Source organism: Halogeometricum borinquense DSM 11551 (assembly GCF_000172995.2).
Lineage (GTDB): Archaea > Halobacteriota > Halobacteria > Halobacteriales > Haloferacaceae > Halogeometricum > Halogeometricum borinquense.
Genome location: NC_014729.1, coordinates 144119 through 161728, shown reverse-complemented (window position 1 = coordinate 161728; position 17610 = coordinate 144119). Strand labels below are relative to the sequence as shown.

Genomic DNA, 17610 nt, shown 5'->3' with positions numbered 1-17610 from the left:
GTAATGTGGTCGTTCAGGGTCGGGGTGGATCGCCGTCGTAGGCGTCGTGATCGCCGTAGAAATTCAACATGGCGAACTTCAACTTCTCCGCGGAGACGTCTACGATTTCAGCACGCTCTTCGGGCGGGAACGTCGAACGCACGCCGTACTTACCCATCTCGGAACTCGCGCGTGTGTAGCGTTTGTCCGCGAGGATGCGCACGCCGAAGTCGTCTGGCGACCGGATGACGCGTCCGAGCGCCTGCCGCGTCTTGCGGATGGTCGGAATCTCGACGGCGTAGCGCCACCCCGCCTCTCGCCGACTGCTGTACACTCTGTCGTAGGCGTCCTGAATCGCTTCCATCCGCTCTGAGAGATGCGGGTACGGCACGCCTACAACGACGACGGTTCTGGCATCATCGCCGTCGAAACTCACACCCTCTGCGAGCGTTCCCCACAACGAAGTGAGCAGTATCGCGCTCTGACTCTCGACGAACTTCGACCGGATCTCTTCAGTCGGCGTCCCTGATTCGTCTAAGAACAGACGGTCCGTTACATCCATCCGTGCTTGCAGGCGTTCGTGGTAGCGTTCCGCCTCGGCATACGACGGGAAGAATACGAGCGTGTTCCCCGGTGTGAACCGCGAGGCATCCGTGAGTACCTGCGTCAGCGTCTCTTGGGTCGCTGGTTCCTCGCGTTCGGAACTGAACAGTGCGGGCGTCTGCACGGCAATCGTGTGCCGGTTCTCTTCTGGATACGCCAGTCCGTACGCCATCGTCGCCGGATCCGACAGCCCGAGTACGTCTTCGGTCACGTCGAACGGCCGGAGCGTCGCCGACATGAGGATGCTCGCGTGTACCTCCTCAAACAGCGTCTCGGTCACCTCCCGCGGGATACAGGTGTACAGTTCGGCGCGACCGTACACTTCGTCGGTGCCGCCGTCGCGGCGAACCGAACACATGGGATGCTGGCCCAACTTCCCGCCGTCGGCCATCCACGTGTCGATGAACGTGGCGGCTTGGAGGGTCTGACACTCCTGTCGCGTCGTCGCCTCGCCATCTTTGTACGCTTCCTCGTACTCGTCGTCGAGGCGCTTGCCCAACTGGAGCGCTAACTCGACTTCCGTGCTGATCCCCCGGCCTTCGTATCTGTCGAGAAACGCGAGCGTCAGGTCGTCGCGCCTGTCGTTGTTGGCAATCGGTAGGTCGTACCAGTCCTCGCCGACCTGTTCGCGTTCGCCGAAGCCGAAAGCCTCGTCGTACGTTTCTTTGAGTGCATCGAGGAACGCCGAAATGACGTTTTCCGCCGAGTCGGCGCGGGAGTCGTCGGTGTCTTCGAGTTCGTTCAACGCCTGCTCTAAGGTGTTCTCGGTCAGCGCCCGACTGGCGTGGTCGCGCGCGGCCGACTCGATGTTGTGCGCCTCGTCGAAGACGGTGATCACGTCCTCGGGTTCGCGGTTCAACCATCGGAAGAACTGCTCGCGGATGTTCGGGTCCAACAGATGGTGGTAGTTACAGACGACGAGATCCACCTCTTCCATCCCTTCTTTCAGCAGCTCGTAGCCGCACAGTTTCCGCTGGTCGGCGTACTCGTAGATGTCCTCGGGGGTCCGCACGTCGTCGAACAGCCACGAAAAGAACTCGTCCGTGTCCTCGGTGAGGTTATTGTAGTAGTACTCGCAGATGTTGCCCTCACGCAGGTCTTCGAGTTCGTCTTCGAGCGTATCGAGCTCGTCGGTGACGGCCGTCCGCGCGTCCGCTGCGCCCTGCTCGCCCGCGCGCATCCGGTCTACGAGTGCGTCGGCTTGCTCGGACAGTTCCGCTTTGTCCTGCTCTTTCTCGACGAGACTTCGCGTCGTATCGCGGAGCGTCTGGCACTCTTGGTACTCAACGTCGATGTGACACATCGACGACTTCCCCTTGAAAACGACGGCGCGTATCGGCTCCGTTCGGGTGATGGCGCGCGCGTCTTCGACAAATTGGCGCATCTGCTGATGGACGTTCGTCGTGATGACCACCGTCTTGTCTTCCTGTCGGGCGTACTCTACGGCGGGAACCAACGCCGAGAGCGTCTTGCCCGTCCCCGGCGCACCCTCGACGAGTACGTCGCGTTCCGCTTCGAGGGCCTCTGCGATGCCGTCCATCGCTTCGCCCTGGTTCGGGTACGGGCGGTCGTACGGGAAGAACCGCATGTATCCGCTCGTCTCTGCCACGATGCGTTCTTGCGCGGCATCGGTTATAACGTCCCGGTTGAGTGGACGTTTGGTTGCGGGGCGTTTCGATTTATCACTGCAACCTTGACTCGCTTGCAGTCCGTTGAGTGCGACCGCGTTTCGTGCACCCGACCGGTCCTGTGCGTGGTGGTGTCCTGACCGAGAGAGGGTTATGCTCTCAGAGCGCTTCTATCCGGCGTTATGTCTACAAAAGCAACGACTGGATCAGTGGAACAGCAGCAACGAGATGAACAGTCGGAACTGACGACTGGGGTTGAGCGTTGGCAGGCCGGTGTGGTCGCCGGGCTTCTTGGTGCCGTCGCGTTCAGCGCGTTGTTGGCCATCTCCGCTCCCGCAGCGCTGACGGCCGCCATCCCGAGCATGTATGGCCTCTCCGGCGGCATGGCGGGAATGGGTATCCATCTCTCGCACGGGGCGCTCCTCGGCGTCGTGTTCGTGGCTGTCCTTCGCCTTTGGCCTGACCCCGGGCGCACGGTCACCCGCGCGGCGATTGCCGGAACCGCCTACGGCGTTGTTCTCTGGGGGATTCTCGCGGTGTTCGTGATGCCGCTTTGGCTCTCGGCGGTCGGGTTCGCGGGCGCGCCGTCGCTTCCCGCGTTCGACCTGATGAGCCTCGTCGGCCACGTGCTGTACGGTATCGTTCTCGGCGCGACATACCCCCGCTTGCGCCGGTAACGCTCTTTTCTAACTCGGACTGTTGTTCTCACTATCTACCTAAAGGTATCCCCGTCGTGCGGCGGCCACACCTGTCCGAGATGCCGTTATCTCATCGTATGGGGCTATGCTCAGTCATGGCAACGGAGGCAACCATGCAGACGGTTGAATCGACTTCGAACGATGACTGGCAGGCGGGCGTCCTCGCCGGGATTATCGGCGGAATCGTGATGGGCGCGATGATGGTGGTGCAGATGCGGTCCGCTCTCGAAGTGGCGATTCCGTCGATGTACTTCTTCAGCGGCGGTCTTGCGGGGTTCACTATCCACGTTGCACACGGGGCGATTCTCGGTGTCGTATTCGCGGCTGTTGCGGCCACACGGAACCTTTCGACGGGTCAGAGTCTCGGACTCGGTGTCGCCTACGGCGTCGCCCTCTGGGCGGTGCTAGCCGTCTTCGTCATGCCTGTTTGGCTCTCTGTCGTCGGCTCTCCGGCGAACCCGCCGCTTCCGAACGTGAACGTGACGAGTCTCGTCGGGCACGTCGTCTATGGCGGTGTGGTGGGTGTGGCGTATTCCGCGGTTCGCGACCGGTTCTGAAGCCGCCCCTTCTCGACTCGCTATAAAAATCAACCTCGCCTACTTATTCAACAGTTCGACCAGCAGCCCCTTCTGTGCGTGCAGGCGGTTCTCGGCTTGATCCCAGACCAGCGCGCGGTCCGATTCGAGCACGTCGTGACTGATCTCCTCACCGCGGTGGGCGGGCAGACAGTGCATCACCTCCGCGTCCGTCTCCGCCAGCAGGCCCTCGTTCACTTGATAGCCCTCGAAGGCGGCGATTTTCTCGTCGCGTTCGTCCTCTTGTCCCATCGAAATCCACACGTCGGTGTACACCACGTCGGCGTCGGCGACTGCCTGTGCGGGCGTCTCTGCGATAGTCGGTTCGCCACCGTACTCGGCGGCGTGGGCCAGCACTTCCTCGTCGATCCCGTACTCCTCAGGCGTGGCGACGGTGAGGTCCAGTCCCGCCATCGCACATCCGAGGACGAACGACTGGCCGACGTTGTTGCCGTCGCCGACCCACGCCGCCTGCACGTCCTCGAATCCGCCGAACGCCTCCCGTATCGTGAGCAGGTCCGCGAGCGTCTGGCACGGATGCGCATCGTCGGTCAGGCCGTTGACGACGGGCACGTCGGCGTAGTCGGCTATCTCCACCAAGTCCTCGTGGTCGAACAGACGAGCCATCACTACGTCCACGTAACGCGAGAGAACGCGCGAGGTGTCCGAGAGGGGTTCGCCGTGGCCGAGCTGGATGTCTTCGGGCCCGAGGAAGATGGCGTGACCGCCTAACTGCGTCATCCCCGTCTCGAAGGAAATCCGCGTGCGCGTACTCGGCTTCTCGAACAGCATGCCGAGCGTCTGGTCTTCGAGTCGCGGGTCCTCCTTGCCGGCCTTGATGGCGGCGGCGCGGTCTAACACGTGGTGCAGTTCGGTCGTCGTCAAGTCGTCGATGTCGAGAAAGTGTGTCGTTTCAAGCATTCCTCTCACTCCGTGAGCGTTTCGCAGACGTTGGTCAGCACCTCGATGGCGGCGTCGTACTCGGCCAAATCGAGATGTTCGTTCGGCGCGTGGTCGAGGTCCGAGTCACCCGGACCGTACGTCGCCATCGGGCAGTTCCACTCGCTGGCGAAGATGTTCATGTCGCTGGTGCCGGTCTTCCGCAGGAGTCGCGGGTCGCCGTCGGCGTTTCTGATGGCGACGCGGAACGCCCGCGCGACTTCCGTCCGCGGGCTTGTCATAACGGGCGGGATGGGCTTTTCCCAGTGAACGCTTCCCTCGACGAGTTCTCCCTCGGCGACTTCTTGGATATCTTCGATGGTGAGGTGGGGCGGCACGCGGAACTGCACGTCTACGGTCGCTTCGACCGCCAGTCCGTCCTCGGTCGGCCCGCCCTCGAAGTTCACTGGTTTCGTCGTCACCGTATCAAAGACGCCATCTTCGTCTTCCGCCTCGAAGAAGTCGGCGACGCGCGACCACCAATCGACGGCCGACTGGATGGCGTTGTTCTCCGGGCGCGATGAATGGCCGAGTTCGCTCGTGGCCACGTACGTCCCCGAGAGGAACCCGCGATAGCCGAGCGTGATCCCGTCCCAGCCGGACGGTTCGCCGTTGATTACTGCATCGGGTTCCTCGCGGTCTTCGAGCAAGTGCCACGCGCCCGTCGAACTCGTCTCCTCCTCGACGACGCCGACGAAGGAGACGCCGGTCTCGACGGCGGCGACAGCCATCGCTGCGAGGGGTCCGGTGGCGTCAACGCTGCCGCGGCCCCACAGCACGCCGTCTTCTATTTTGACGGGAACTTCACCGGGAACGGTGTCGATGTGCGAGGTCAAAAGCACCGAGTCGTCGGCGGGCGCGCGGACGTTTCCCACCTCGTCGATCCACACCTCGCGGTCGTGCGTCTCGAAGAACGATTTCAGACGCTCCGCGGCGGCAGATTCGTCACCGGACACGGATGGTATCGAGACCAGATCAGCAAGCAGGGCCTGCGCCTCGTCGAGTCCGTCGGTGAGGTCCGTCTGCACGTCGAACGCTTCGTCATCGAGTTCGGCGCTCATTTCGTCACCTCCACGAACGACTCGACGAACTCGTCGGCGTGGCCTTCGGTGACGACGAGCGGCGGTAACAGACGGACGACGGTCCGTCCGGCCGGAAGCGCCAACACCTGCTCGCTGATAGCGAGGTTCTTCAGCACGCGATTCGCACCGCGTTTCACCTGTACGCCGAGCATGAGTCCCTGTCCGCGCACGTCGCGCACGGGCAGGTCGTGTTCCTCGGCGGCCGCCTCCAGTTCGGCCTTCAGATACTCGCCGACGGCCGCGGCGTGACTCGGGTAGTCCTCTTCGACAATGGTATCGAGGGTTGCGTTCGCCGCCGCGCAGACGACGGGACCGCCGCTGAACGTCGAACCGTGGTTTCCGGGGTTCTCGGCGATCCAGTCTGCGACCAGCGTCGCCCCGAGCGGGAGACCGTTTGCGATGCCTTTCGCCGAGGTGAGGATGTCAGGGGTGACACCCGCACCTTCGCAAGCCCACAGCGTCCCCGTCCGGCCGATTCCGGTCTGAATCTCGTCAAACGCGAGCGCCGCGCCCGCTTCTTCTGTCAGCTTACGGGCCGTCTGTAGATACTCTGTCCCGGCGGGATGGATCCCCCCCTCGCCCTGCACGGGTTCGAGGAAGACGGCGGCCGTCTCCTCGTCTATCGCTTCGGCCAACTCCGCCTCGTCGCCGTAGGTGACGAACTCGACATCGCCAGCGAGGGGTTCGAACGGCTTCTTGTACTTGTCTTTCCACGTCATCGCCAGCGCACCCATCGTCCGGCCGTGGAAGCCGCGTTTGGTGGCGATGATCTTCGAACGATCCGTCGCTGAACGAGCGAACTTCATCGCCGCCTCGTTCGCTTCCGTCCCCGAGTTGCAGAGCCAGACGTTCTCCAGTCCGTCGGGCGCGACGGCGGCCAGTTTCTCGTACAGTTCGGTGCGAACGTCTACAGGGTACGACGCCTGCACGTACGTCAGTTTCTCCGCTTGCTTCTGCACGGCGTCGGTGACGGCGGGATGGGCGTGGCCGAGTGCAGCGACGGCGTACGACGCGCCGAAGTCGAGATATTCTGTGCCGTCAGAGCCGTACAGGTACGCACCTTCGCCGGATTCGATATTGATCGGCTTCTCGTTGAAGACGAATCCGCTCATGCGTCCACCTCCTCGGCGTCGGCGTCACTGTCGTCAGTCTTGTTGTCGGCCCCGCCGACTGCGGCGGCGTCCACGTGCGTCCCGCCGCCGTGGAGTGCCTCTATAATGGGGTCGTTCACGTTGGCGTCAGCGACAATAACCTTCATCGCGCCACCGGTCAGCGCCTCCTTTGCGGCCATGACCTTCTTCGTCATGAACCCCTCAGCGGCGGATTCGAGCGCCTCGAACTCGTCGGCCGTCGTCACCGATTCGATGAGTGTCGAGTCGTCGTCGGGGTCCTCGTAGACGCCCGATACGTCCGTGAGGACGACGAGTTCCGCACCGAGTGCGCCCGCGACGGCTGCCGCCGCACGATCCGCGTCGGCGTTGACCGCGACACCGTCGTCGGCCAGCATCGGCACGGTGACCACGGGGACGTAGGTGTCTGCCATGAGCGTCTCCAGCAGATCGGCGTTCACGTTGGTGATCCTCCCGGAGTGATCGCCGCGTTTGATCTTCTTTTTCCCGTCTTCGACGACGCGCACCGCGGATTTACGGGGTCCGGTGAGTAGACCACCGTCAACGCCCGAGAGACCGAGGGCGTCAACACCCGCTTCGCGGAGCGTCGTCACCAAGTCGGTGTTGAGTTTGCCGGGCATCACCATCGAGAACACTTCCATGGTGCGCTCGTCGGTGAAGCGCCCGACAACGCCCGACGGCGTCTCGACGTAGGTGGGTTCCTCCCCGAGTTCTTCCAGCGTGTCGTCTACCGCGGTCGAACCGCCGTGGACAACGACCACGTCGCGGCCGTTAGCGACGAGGTGTGCAACGTCTTGGACGGCACCGGCCGGGTCCACTGCTCGTGCGCCGCCGACTTTGACGACGACCGGCGGGTCGTCCGCCGGGACAGTGCCGCCGTCGGCGCAGAGCGTGGGTTCGTTGTCGGCCAGTTCGTCGTGTAACGCGGCAAGTTCGTCACGGGTGTAGTGTGTCATCGGTTGTGTGAAACTGATAGTGAGGTGGTGGTGCGGTGTTGTCGAGCGGGTTTTTCTTCGCGTGGGCAGTCGATTCAGGGCGCTCCGACCGGGTGCAGACCGGTGAACTCCAGCCCTGCTGTCTCCTCTACCCCGAGGGCGACGTTCGCGGCGTGGACCGCCTGCCCGGCGGAGCCTTTCATCATGTTGTCGATGGCCGAGAAGACGACGACGCGCCGGTTCGAGGGGTCGAGTTCGAAGCCGACTTCGGCCATGTTCGTTCCGGCCACGGACTTCGGTTCGGGATAGCGGTAGACGCCGCCGCCGCCCGCGACAGTGCGGACGAACGGTTCGTCGGCGTAGGTTCCCCGGTAGGCCTTCCACAGGTCGCCCTTCGAGACGGGCGATTCGGGGAAGACGTGGCAGGTCGCACTCGCGCCGCGGACCATGTCCACGGCATGGACGGTGAAGGAGACGGAGACGCCGAGGAACTGCTCGATTTCGGCCTCGTGGCGGTGGCCGGTGGGCGCGTACGGGCGAACGATGCCCGAGCGCTCGGGGTGACTGGAGGCGTCGCCGCCGCCAGCGCCACCTTCCGAGGAGCCAACTTTCACGTCCACGACCACCTGCTCGTCGCCGGAGAGAACGTCGGCGTCGAACAGGGGCTTGAGACCGAGGATAGTCGCCGTCGCGTTGCACCCGCCGGAGGCGATGAGGTCCGCTCCCGCGAGGTTCTCGCGGTTTATCTCGGGCAGTGCGTACTCGGCTTGCTCCAGATATTCGGGGCAGACGTGCCCGTCGTACCACTCGTCGTACTGTGCTTCCGTATTCAGTCGGAAGTCGGCCGAGAGGTCAACGACCGTATCCGCGGCGTCTTGGAACGCGTCGATGTGTTCCATCGAGACGCCGTGCGGCGTCGCCGCAAACAGCACGTCCACGGATTCGAGATCTTCCGGCGAGGTAAAGCGCAGGTCCATCTCGCGCAGGTTCGGGTGGACGTGGCCGACGGTTTTGCGCTCTTTCGAGCGACTGGTCGCCTGTACGACATCGAAATTGGGGTGCTGGTAGAGCAGGCGGAGCAGTTCGCCGCCCGTGAAGCCGGTTCCGCCGACGACGGCGGCGGTGTACTCGCTTTCAGTCGTTTCTCTCTTCATGCCGTCGCCTCTGCAACTTTCGCGTCGCCGTTCGCTTTCGTTTCGAGCCAATCGACCACTGCCGCGGGAACGTCCTTCTCGACGGCGTTGTTCAGCGCTTTGAACTCGACGGTGTGGTTGACCTCGTGGACGGTATAATCGTCTCCCGTCTCCATGAGGTCCACGCCGAGCAGTCCGCCGCCGACGGCGTCGGACGCCTTCTGTACGAGTTCTTTCGCGCGGTCATCGAGTTCGAACGCTTCCGCGTCCGCGCCTTTCGCGGCGTTCGTCAGCCAGTGGTCCGAAGAGCGAGTCATCGCCGCGATGGGTTCGCCGTCCACCGCGAGGACGCGGATGTCACGGCCGGGTTTCTTCACGAACTCCTGCACGTAGAACACTTTGTGCTGGTAGTGGCCGAGCGTCGCCTTGTGTTCGAGAATGGCTTCGGCGGCCGCAGGCGAGTCTATCTTCGCCATCAGCCGACCCCACGACCCGACGACGGGTTTGACGACGCAGGGGTAGCCGAACTTTTTGATGGATTTCATCGCGCTGTCGGTGGTGAACGCGACTTCGGTGTTGGGCGTGGGAACGCCCGCCTGCTCTAAGGCGAGGCTGTTTTTCACCTTGTCCGCGCACACGTCAGCCGTGTCGGCGGAGTTGACGACAGGGATGTCGTAGGCGTCGAGGAAGCGCGTCGTATACAGACTACGGCTCGTTGCGAGACAGCGGTCGAGGACGATGTCCACGTCTTCGAACGCCGCTGGCGGTTCCGAGATGTTGAACTGCTCTTTCCGGACGTCTATCTTCGCCACCTCGTGGCCGCGCTCGCGTAGCTCCGTGAGGAGGAGCTTCTCGTCTCTGCGGATCCGGGAGTAGAGCAGTCCAACCTTCATCTTACTCGCCCCAGTCCTCTTCGAGTTCGGGCGCTTCTTCGAGTGTCACGGGATCGACGGAGACAACTTCGAGTTCCGCGCCCGTGGCGGGACTATCCACGATTTCCCCGACTTCGACGTCTCCGGGGAGCTCTATTTCTTCGCCAGTGAGCGGGTCTTCTGCGGTAATGGTGTCTGCCATTGTACTCTCCGCTCGGCGAGGAAGAGACTTAAATCCACCGAACTTATCAGATAAATTAAGTAAACAGAGAGGGGTCTAACGGTGCTTATTGGGTCGAACAAACCGGCCGTGTGAAATCAGTATCAGATTTCATATGTTATTTGTCCCCAGACGGGGACGGTCGTCGCGGCGGTCGCGGGACTGGTCGAACTGGCGTCTGATCGATGCAGTGCGTGGCGGTCTGCGTCGTATCCGTTTCAGTCACGAGTAATCACCGCTACTTCCGCCGCTAGTTTCTCGGTCGCCGATTCGAGCGCGTCAGTGCGTGTGTTCAGTTCCGTGCGGTGGTCGTTGAGTTCGACCGTCGCTTCGTCGAGTTGCGCTGTGACTGCGGCGGGTGCGGGACCACCTGTGGAGTCACGGCTCTCGACGCTGTGGGTTGGGTCGAGCGTCTGCTGTACGTCCGCACGGCTCACATACTCGAAGAGGGACGCATCTAATACCTCTTCCGCGGATGCGTCAAGTGTTGCGAGGTCGGGCGTCCCCTCGGCGCGTTCGGCGGCGGCCGCGACGACTTCGTGCGCCGTGCGGAACGGCAGTCCGGCCATCGCCAGTGCGTCGGCGACGCCCGTCGCCGTCGAGAAGCCGTCGCCTGCGGCCGACTCAAGTGTCTCCTCCGGCCACGACGCCGACGACACCGCACCGGCGACGACGGCTGTCGCCTCGGACACCGAATCGACTGCATCCCATGCGTGCGGCGTCGCACGCTGGAGGTCGCGGTTGTACGCGCGCGGAAGTCCCTTCAACGTCGTCAGCAGTCCGGAGAGTCCGGACGCCGCGTCGCCCGCGGTTGCACGGACGAGTTCGAGCGTGTCCGGATTCACCTTCTGCGGCATGATCGAGGAGGTAGAGGCGTAGTCGTCCGATAGCTCCACGAACCCCTTGTTCGAGAAGATGACCAAATCCTCCGCTAATCCCGAAAGTGTCGTCGCGTGCGTCGCAAGCGCCGACACCGATTCGAGAAGGAAGTCGCGCGCCGACGAGGCATCCATCGAGTTGCGGAGGACGCCGTCGAAACCGAGCAGTTCTGCCGTCCGCTCTCTGTCGATGTCGAACGGCGTCCCGGCGAACGCGGCCGCCCCGAGGGGCGACTGGTTCGTCCGGTCGTAGGCGTCGAGGAGACGGGCGGTGTCGCGGGCGAACGCCGCTTCGTACGAGAGCAGATAGTGTGCGACGGTGGTGGGTTGGGCGGGTTGCAGGTGCGTGTAGCCCGGCATCACTGTCTCTACCTCCGCTTCGGCGGCATCAACGAGAGCCTCGCGGAGTGCGAGTGTCGCCTCGATAGCGTCGAGGAGGTCTTCGCGCAGGCGGTAGCGGATACACGTCGCCACTTCGTCGTTGCGACTGCGTGCAGTGTGCATCTTCCCGCCGTCGGGACCGACCTGTTCGACGACGGCCGTTTCGATAGCCTCGTGAACGTCCTCACCCTCGGGGAGTGCGGCGTGGCCCTCGCTCTCGACGTCGTCGAGGGCGGCCAGAATCTCCGCGGCTACGTCGGACTCGACGATTTCCTGCTCTTCAAGCATCACCACGTGCGCGCGATCAACCGCCACGTCGGCGGCGAAGATGCGCTCATCAGCCGCAAGGCTCGACATGAAGCCGCGGGCGGGGCCGCCGCTGAAGCGGTCGCGGCGAACCACGCCTTCGTCTCCTCCCTCCTCGTTCATCGTTTACTGTCCGTCGTTGCTCACGCCGCCGTCAGTGGCGAGTTCGGGCGCTTCCTTCTGTGCGGACTCGAACGCCGCGTTGGCGATGCGCGTCTGGAAGCCGTGGTACTTGGCGACGCCGGTGGCGTCCTCTTGGGTGATCCCGTCTACGGTTTCGGTGTTGAACGAGGCGGCCGACTCGGAGTAGGCGGCGTACTCGGACTCGCGGCCGACCGGACGGGCCTGCCCGCCTTCGAATTTGATCGTTACCGTGCCGGTCACCTTCGTTTGCGTTTGCTCGATGAAGCCGTCGAGCGCCGCCATCAGCGGTGCCTCCACGAGACCTTCGTAGCCCTTCTGCGCCCACTCGTTGTCCACGGTGGTCTTGAAGTCGCGTTCGTCTTTCGTGAGGACGAGCCCTTCAAGTGACTCGTGTGCGTTTAGGAGCGTCGTCGCCGCCGGATGCTCGTAGTTTTCGCGTACCTTCAGTCCGAGCATACGGTCTTCCATCATATCCGTGCGCCCGACACCGTACTGCCCGGCGAGTTCGTTCAGCGTCTCGATGAGTTCGACGGGTTCCATCTCCTCGCCGTCAAGGGCAACCGGGTAGCCCTCCTCGAACGTGATTTCGATACACTCCGTCTCGCTTCCGGGTTGTTCGGTCCACTCGTAGATGTCCTCTGACGGGACGTGTCCCGGTTTTTCGAGGTCGCCGCCCTCGACGGAACGGCTCCAGAGGTTCGTGTCGATGGACCAGACGCCGTCGTTACCCGCTTGCACGGGGAGGTTCTTCTCGTCGGCGTACTGCTTTTCCCACTCGCGAGTCAGGCCCATCTCACGGACGGGGGCGATAACGTCGAGATCTGAGGCACGCCAGACGGCCTCGAAGCGGAGTTGATCGTTCCCTTTTCCGGTACAGCCGTGCGCGAGGGCGTCACAGCCTTCTTCCTGTGCGACTTCGAGAATGGCCTCTGCGATCACCGGGCGTGCGAGCGCCGTCCCGAGTGGGTAGCCTTGGTACGTCGCGTTCGCGCGAACCGAGTCAAAACAGAGTTCCGCGAACTCGTCTTTGGCGTCCACGACGTGGATGTCCAGTCCGTGCGCGTCGGCCGTCTCCTTGGCCTCCTCGAACTCCGATTCCGGTTGGCCGACGTCTACGGTGACGCCAACCACTTCGTCGTATCCGTACTCTTCCTGTAGTAGTGAGACGCAAACTGTTGTGTCCAATCCGCCACTGAACGCGAGTGCCACGCTTGTCATGTACTTCTCTGTCGCTGTCCGGGGCTAATAAATTACACGGTGTTAAATAGAGAAATTAAGGGGTAGAGATGTCTATACGCAAGCTAAGAGCTTTGGAGTGAGTCCGATAATCCGTCGAAAGTGTAGTATAGTTGGCCCTAAAGGGCCGGTCGTCGTCGTCGCGCGCTCGTGTCGCGCGCTGGAAGAGAAATCGTCGTTTCGGACGCTGAAACGCCCGAAGCCGCGGCTCCCGAGGTGTCGCGGATAGCGACTGGTGGGAACCGCGTCATCAGGGAATCAAAGCGAGTACTGTCTATTAAAGGCTTTCGGCGGTGCAACGTTTGCCGTCCGACGCTCCCCGCTGTAGCCTTCGTCTACCGGGAGTGTCTGCGACTGCCTGCGTATCTGATTGCCGCCGATTCCAATATCAGATAACCGAACTGTCTGTTCAGGCCACTTTCGGTTTTGCGGGGAATAACGCGGTTACTACCTCTATTACTCGCTGAATTAACAGTGACTTACTATATCAGATTCTTGTGTAATTCTCTATTGAATCTGTATGATCGAGAGCACATCGTGGTCCCCGACACGCCGTGAATGGATGCGACAGTTCACGGAGAGGCGGGCAATCCCCGCGAAGACATCCGGTGGACGATGACACGGAAACTGCTCACTATTGTTCTGGTGATGCTCTTTCTGGGCGCTTCGAGTCTCGGTGTCGTCGGTATCGATGCGGCTCCGATGATGTCGGTCGAGCAAGCAACCCAGCCGTCCACCGGGGCCGGGGCATCCACGGAGATGCAGTCATCCAACGAGACAGAGACACCCAACGAGACAGCGTCATCTAACGAGACCGGCCTCAACGAAACGGAGCCATCCAGTGAGGCTGGGACATCATCCACGGAGCCGGGTGAGTCATCAAACGCGACAGGAGCGTCTAACGAGACGGAGTCATCTAATGAGACTGCCCCCAACGAGACGGAGTCATCCGCTGTTTCAAGTGATCCATCCAATGAAGCTGGCCCCACCGAGACGGGAACGTCCAACGAGACAGAGCCAGCTAACGGATCGAATGACTCCTCAAACGAGACAGAACCAACCACTGAGACAGAGTCGTCGAACGAGACAGAGTCAGCTAACGGATCGAATGACTCCTCAAACGAGACAGAACCAGCCACTGAGACAGAGTCGTCGAACGAGACAGAGTCATCCAACGAGACAGAGCCAACCACTGAGACAGAGTCGTCGAACGAGACAGAGCCAACCACTGAGACAGAGTCGTCGAACGAGACAGAACCGTCTAACGAAACAGAACCCTCCACCGAGACAGGCCCATCTAACGAAACAGAGCCGTCTAACGAATCGAGTGGGTCCTCCACCGAGACGGGTCAGTCGAACGCTGACGCCGCCAGTGACACGGCGGCAACGAACGATGAATCGCCAGGATCATCGCCGAATTCGAACCGCGGTGAAAACGTAGGTGTCGTTGCACAGAACGCGGCCACCGGTGCGAACAACACCGTGATCGTAAACGTCAACAACGCCGGCGTGACACAGGTCGCCATCAGCCTCCAGTACAACCGAGGTGCTAACGGCACCTCCGGGAATAACACTGCACAAAACCTCGTACTCGTCAATCAGAACGCGCTGGCGACCGGCAACAACTCCTCGGCGATAAACGTCAACAACGCTGGCGTGACGCAGGTCGCCATCAGCCTCCAGTACAACGAAGATGCCAATGGAACGCAAGCGATACCGGGTCCGGATTCCGGTGCTAATTTCACTGCAGAAGACACTGCCCGTCTTCTCGATCAGTTGGGAATCCCGCTCGGAGAACTTGTCACTACTGAACGAAACCTTCAGTCGCAAGTGTTCGAGGGTAAAAACGGAACGAAAGTACGCGTGACCGTTAATCAGAACGTCACGATTGGATTCCCAATCGAACGCGAGGTCCCAGACGAGGAGCGATTGACCCGCGACGAAATCTCGCAGGCGAAGTACGGCTACGACTTCGCTGCGCTCAGCGCCGAAACAACCGGTCAAGTCGAAGAGATATACAACCGCCAGCCGTTCGCGGGACAACGGAATGTGACGGACGTTCTGACGCGCGAGGAAATCGCTCGGCAACAGTACGACAAGCGACTCAAAAACGTGAACCGAGAGCAAATCATCGAGATCGAAAACACATACCACGAGCAGTTCGCCTGCTCGGTGGAGCAGAACAGCACGTATACCCGCGACGAAATCTCGCAGGCGAAGTACGGCTACGACTTCGCTGCACTCAGCACTGAAACGACAGGCCAAGTGCAAGAGATATACAACCGCCAGCCGTTCTCCGACAGCTTTGCGCCCGAACATGTCCTCACGCGCGAAGAGATCGCTCGGCAACGGTACGGTGCCGACTTCGACAACCTCGGTCCGAAAGAGCGAATCCAGGTACAGGATCTGTTCGACATCCAGTTCCAGTGTACTGCTGACGCGATGGCCAATTAACGCCCAACCGAATCGGGGGCGACTAGCCACCCATCGGTTCTGTTTCCTCAGCGCCGCGGAATACGAGGCGCTCCACAGCTGCGGAGCGCTACATGAGCACCGTCCCAATGGCGCTCATCACGAGGACGTAGCCGACGGCGAAGGCGGGAATCACCTCGCGCATGATGGGTGTCGTTCCGCTCGCGGCGAGTGCGGCGATGACCAAGGAGAACTCACCGCGGGGCACCATCCCGACGCCAACTCGGAGGGATCGGCGCTTCGAGAGGTCGTAGACGCGGCCGCCGAGGTAGCCCGAGACGACTTTCGCGGGCGTCGTCAGCACCACCGCAAGCACGAGCGGTACGGCCGCTGCTCCGATGAGAGTCGGGTCGGTTCCGACGCCGATCCAGAAGAAAAACACCGCGCCGAACACGTCGCGGACGGGTGTCAGCAGATGCTCTATCTTCTCACGATGGCCGCTCGTAGCGAAGCCCATCCCGACGAAGAACGCCGCAACGGCCTCGCTGACGCCGAGTGCCAGCGCCGCACCCGCGATAGGGACGACGACGGCCAGCGTCCGCAGGACGAACGCTTCCTGGCCGGACACGTCGAGGACACGCGCGAACAGCCGATTCCCGTACTGGACGGCGACGAGGAGAATACCGAGAAAGCCGAACGCGACAGCCAGCGACCGGCCGATGCTCCCGATTCCGTCACCACCGAGGACCAGCGAGGTAACGACGGCGAGATAGACCGCGATGAACAGGTCCTCGAACACGAGTGTTCCTAACAGCGGCTCTGCTTCCGGATCTGCAATCCATCCGAGATCGATGAGCGATTTCGTGATAATGGCGCTCGAAGAGATGTAGACGATGCCACCGAGGAGCAACGACTCGACGACCGACCATCCGAGAAGGAGACCGATACCAATCCCGATTGGGAGGTTCACCGCGATGTCGGCGACGCCCGAGCGCGTGATTCGGGTACGCGATTCGAGCAGTCGGTCGAGGCTGAACTCTAGGCCGAGGAAAAAGAGGAGCAGGACGATGCCTACCTCCGCGAACAGCGTCACCACCTCACCGTTCTCGACGTACGGCAATCCGAGTCGCCCGGCGACGAACGGTCCTGCGAGAACGCCGCCGATGACGTACAGAGGGATGACTGAGAGGCCCACGCGGAGCGCGATCGCGCCGGTGACGGCGACAACGACGAACAGTTGTCCGAGTTCGAGAAGATCCGCCGCCATCAGTCGCCGCGTACCGTCGAGAGTGCGTCACGGCACGCTTGCCGCGGGCCGATGATGACGAGCGTGTCGCCCGCTTCGATGGTGGTGTCGCCGCCGGGCGAGACAGTCACCCCGTCGTCGCGTTCGATAGCGATGACGGACGCACCCGTCGTCTGCCGGAGGTTCGACTCCCCCAGCGTCTGCCCCGCAATCGGCGAGTCGGGGCCGACTTCGACCCACTCTAACAGCGTGTTGTCTCCTAACAGCGTCTCTATCCGGTCAGTCTCGACGGGCTGAAAGTACGCACCTTCGAGGAGGGTCCCCACCTGTCGCGCAAGCTTGTCCGAGAGTTCGAACAGTTTCTCCGAGTCGCTGTCGGCGTCCGCTCTGCGGAACACCTCCCGCTTGCCGCTGTTGTGCGTCACGATGATGAGACGGCCGCCGTCGCCGAGTTCTACTTCGTGCTTCTTTCCGACGCCCGGAAGATCGCTCTCGTAGACAGTCACGACATGTGGTTCGGTAGCACGGAATAAAAGCACTCTCCGGCCGCCGGTCGTCGTCGCCGTCGTCCGTTCGCCCAGTTATGTAACCGCTGCCGCCCCCGTCGCCGCGAGGACGGCCGCGATTGCGAGACACGCCGCGGGCGGAATCGAGGCGTTGTCGTCGATGACGCTCCCTCTGATGACCGGCTTCATCCCATCGGCAATCGTCGCGCCGACGGACCCTGCAACGGCGGCGATGACACCGATGGTTCCCGCGACGGGGAGTAAGAACGGCACACTGACGGCCAGACAGACGATGAACATCGCGGCCAGCGTTCCGAGACGTTTCGGTTCGCCTGCCTCTCGTGTCCGGCCGAGCAGTCCGCTCACTGGGTCCCCGAGGGCGAGCATCAACATCCCCGGCACCGCGACGTACGGTTCGAAGACGAGCACGACGGCGGTCATGCTGAAGATGTACAGCGCGTACCCCGCGAGATTCGTCTGCTCGTACGACCGGGTGAGTTCGTCGTAGATGGCCCAGTCGAGGCCGACACGGAGGCGCAGGAATTCGAGGACAGCGACGACGACGGTGAGAAACACCATGAGGTACCGCAACTGCGCCCACGAAACGATGTCGAGTACGTAGCCGAAGGGCAGAGCGGCACCGCTGGCGTGGACCAGACGCCGTTTGACCTCGCTCTTTGACACTGAGATGCGGGGACTCACGTCTG

16 protein-coding genes are annotated in these 17610 nt (G+C 62.3%); 3 read left to right on the top strand and 13 right to left on the bottom strand.

Annotation, left to right across the window (positions count from 1 at the left end):
- Positions 1-13: 13 nt before the first annotated feature.
- A complete protein-coding gene (locus tag HBOR_RS00865) occupies positions 14-2170 on the bottom strand; it encodes an ATP-dependent DNA helicase (protein ID WP_006055574.1) in 2157 nt (718 codons plus the stop codon).
- A gap of 222 nt (positions 2171-2392) precedes the next feature.
- On the opposite strand from HBOR_RS00865, the gene HBOR_RS00860 reads away from it, so the two are divergent.
- Together HBOR_RS00860 and HBOR_RS00855 are read left to right on the top strand one after the other, a co-directional pair.
- Positions 2393-2887 (top strand): DUF6789 family protein, encoded by a 495-nt coding sequence (locus tag HBOR_RS00860; RefSeq protein WP_241432369.1) that lies wholly within the window; start codon positions 2393-2395, stop codon positions 2885-2887.
- Between the two features lie 116 nt (positions 2888-3003).
- On the top strand, positions 3004-3465 hold the full coding sequence (locus HBOR_RS00855; protein ID WP_006055572.1) for a hypothetical protein: 462 nt from the start codon (positions 3004-3006) through the stop codon (positions 3463-3465).
- Between the two features lie 39 nt (positions 3466-3504).
- On the opposite strand, the gene argF is transcribed toward HBOR_RS00855, so the two are convergent.
- The 9 genes from argF to HBOR_RS00810 all read right to left on the bottom strand — a co-directional run bounded on the left by argF (position 3505) and on the right by HBOR_RS00810 (position 12721).
- Positions 3505-4404 (bottom strand): ornithine carbamoyltransferase, encoded by a 900-nt coding sequence (gene argF / locus HBOR_RS00850; RefSeq protein ID WP_006055571.1) that lies wholly within the window; start codon positions 4402-4404, stop codon positions 3505-3507.
- A gap of 5 nt (positions 4405-4409) precedes the next feature.
- Positions 4410-5483, bottom strand: coding sequence for a [LysW]-lysine hydrolase (locus HBOR_RS00845; RefSeq protein WP_006055570.1), 1074 nt, complete (start codon positions 5481-5483; stop codon positions 4410-4412).
- On the bottom strand, positions 5480-6616 hold the full coding sequence (locus HBOR_RS00840) for an aspartate aminotransferase family protein (protein ID WP_006055569.1): 1137 nt from the start codon (positions 6614-6616) through the stop codon (positions 5480-5482). The genes HBOR_RS00845 and HBOR_RS00840 overlap by 4 nt, the downstream gene beginning before the upstream one ends.
- A complete protein-coding gene (locus HBOR_RS00835; RefSeq protein WP_006055568.1) occupies positions 6613-7590 on the bottom strand; it encodes an acetylglutamate/acetylaminoadipate kinase in 978 nt (325 codons plus the stop codon). The genes HBOR_RS00840 and HBOR_RS00835 overlap by 4 nt, the downstream gene beginning before the upstream one ends.
- A gap of 74 nt (positions 7591-7664) precedes the next feature.
- Positions 7665-8723, bottom strand: a complete 1059-nt coding sequence (gene argC / locus HBOR_RS00830) for an N-acetyl-gamma-glutamyl-phosphate reductase (protein ID WP_006055567.1) — start codon at positions 8721-8723, stop codon at positions 7665-7667.
- The gene (gene lysX, locus HBOR_RS00825; protein WP_006055566.1) at positions 8720-9595 is read right to left on the bottom strand and encodes a lysine biosynthesis protein LysX; all 876 of its coding nucleotides are present in this window, start codon (positions 9593-9595) and stop codon (positions 8720-8722) included. The genes argC and lysX overlap by 4 nt, the downstream gene beginning before the upstream one ends.
- 1 nt (position 9596) lies before the next feature.
- A complete protein-coding gene (lysW, locus tag HBOR_RS00820; RefSeq protein WP_006055565.1) occupies positions 9597-9776 on the bottom strand; it encodes a lysine biosynthesis protein LysW in 180 nt (59 codons plus the stop codon).
- Between the two features lie 236 nt (positions 9777-10012).
- The gene (argH, locus tag HBOR_RS00815; RefSeq protein ID WP_006055564.1) at positions 10013-11482 is read right to left on the bottom strand and encodes an argininosuccinate lyase; all 1470 of its coding nucleotides are present in this window, start codon (positions 11480-11482) and stop codon (positions 10013-10015) included.
- A gap of 3 nt (positions 11483-11485) precedes the next feature.
- Positions 11486-12721: an argininosuccinate synthase gene (locus HBOR_RS00810; RefSeq protein ID WP_006055563.1), complete on the bottom strand. Its 1236-nt coding sequence runs from the start codon at positions 12719-12721 to the stop codon at positions 11486-11488.
- 576 nt (positions 12722-13297) lie between these two features.
- On the opposite strand from HBOR_RS00810, the gene HBOR_RS00805 reads away from it, so the two are divergent.
- Entirely contained in the window at positions 13298-15193 is a 1896-nt protein-coding gene (locus HBOR_RS00805; protein ID WP_006055562.1) for a hypothetical protein, read from the top strand.
- 88 nt (positions 15194-15281) lie between these two features.
- Here HBOR_RS00805 and HBOR_RS00800 read toward each other — a convergent pair whose 3' ends face one another.
- From HBOR_RS00800 to HBOR_RS00790, 3 genes are all read right to left on the bottom strand, one after another.
- Positions 15282-16418: a cation:proton antiporter gene (locus HBOR_RS00800; RefSeq protein ID WP_006055561.1), complete on the bottom strand. Its 1137-nt coding sequence runs from the start codon at positions 16416-16418 to the stop codon at positions 15282-15284.
- A complete protein-coding gene (locus HBOR_RS00795) occupies positions 16418-16903 on the bottom strand; it encodes a cation:proton antiporter regulatory subunit (RefSeq protein WP_013440409.1) in 486 nt (161 codons plus the stop codon). The genes HBOR_RS00800 and HBOR_RS00795 overlap by 1 nt, the downstream gene beginning before the upstream one ends.
- Positions 16904-16978: 75 nt before the next feature.
- Positions 16979-17605, bottom strand: a complete 627-nt coding sequence (locus tag HBOR_RS00790) for a diacylglycerol/polyprenol kinase family protein (protein ID WP_006055559.1) — start codon at positions 17603-17605, stop codon at positions 16979-16981.
- Positions 17606-17610 lie beyond the last annotated feature (5 nt).

Excerpts from the sequence above, each read along its gene's own strand:
- HBOR_RS00865 (WP_006055574.1), bottom strand. The coding sequence starts at position 2,170 with ATGCGGTTCTTCCCGTACGACCGCCCGTACCCGAACCAGGGCGAAGCG.
- HBOR_RS00860 (WP_241432369.1), top strand. The coding sequence starts at position 2,393 with ATGTCTACAAAAGCAACGACTGGATCAGTGGAACAGCAGCAACGAGAT.
- HBOR_RS00855 (WP_006055572.1), top strand. The coding sequence starts at position 3,004 with ATGGCAACGGAGGCAACCATGCAGACGGTTGAATCGACTTCGAACGAT.
- argF (WP_006055571.1), bottom strand. The coding sequence starts at position 4,404 with ATGCTTGAAACGACACACTTTCTCGACATCGACGACTTGACGACGACC.
- HBOR_RS00845 (WP_006055570.1), bottom strand. The coding sequence starts at position 5,483 with ATGAGCGCCGAACTCGATGACGAAGCGTTCGACGTGCAGACGGACCTC.
- HBOR_RS00840 (WP_006055569.1), bottom strand. The coding sequence starts at position 6,616 with ATGAGCGGATTCGTCTTCAACGAGAAGCCGATCAATATCGAATCCGGC.
- HBOR_RS00835 (WP_006055568.1), bottom strand. The coding sequence starts at position 7,590 with ATGACACACTACACCCGTGACGAACTTGCCGCGTTACACGACGAACTG.
- argC (WP_006055567.1), bottom strand. The coding sequence starts at position 8,723 with ATGAAGAGAGAAACGACTGAAAGCGAGTACACCGCCGCCGTCGTCGGC.
- lysX (WP_006055566.1), bottom strand. The coding sequence starts at position 9,595 with ATGAAGGTTGGACTGCTCTACTCCCGGATCCGCAGAGACGAGAAGCTC.
- lysW (WP_006055565.1), bottom strand. The coding sequence starts at position 9,776 with ATGGCAGACACCATTACCGCAGAAGACCCGCTCACTGGCGAAGAAATA.
- argH (WP_006055564.1), bottom strand. The coding sequence starts at position 11,482 with ATGAACGAGGAGGGAGGAGACGAAGGCGTGGTTCGCCGCGACCGCTTC.
- HBOR_RS00810 (WP_006055563.1), bottom strand. The coding sequence starts at position 12,721 with ATGACAAGCGTGGCACTCGCGTTCAGTGGCGGATTGGACACAACAGTT.
- HBOR_RS00805 (WP_006055562.1), top strand. The coding sequence starts at position 13,298 with ATGGATGCGACAGTTCACGGAGAGGCGGGCAATCCCCGCGAAGACATC.
- HBOR_RS00800 (WP_006055561.1), bottom strand. The coding sequence starts at position 16,418 with ATGGCGGCGGATCTTCTCGAACTCGGACAACTGTTCGTCGTTGTCGCC.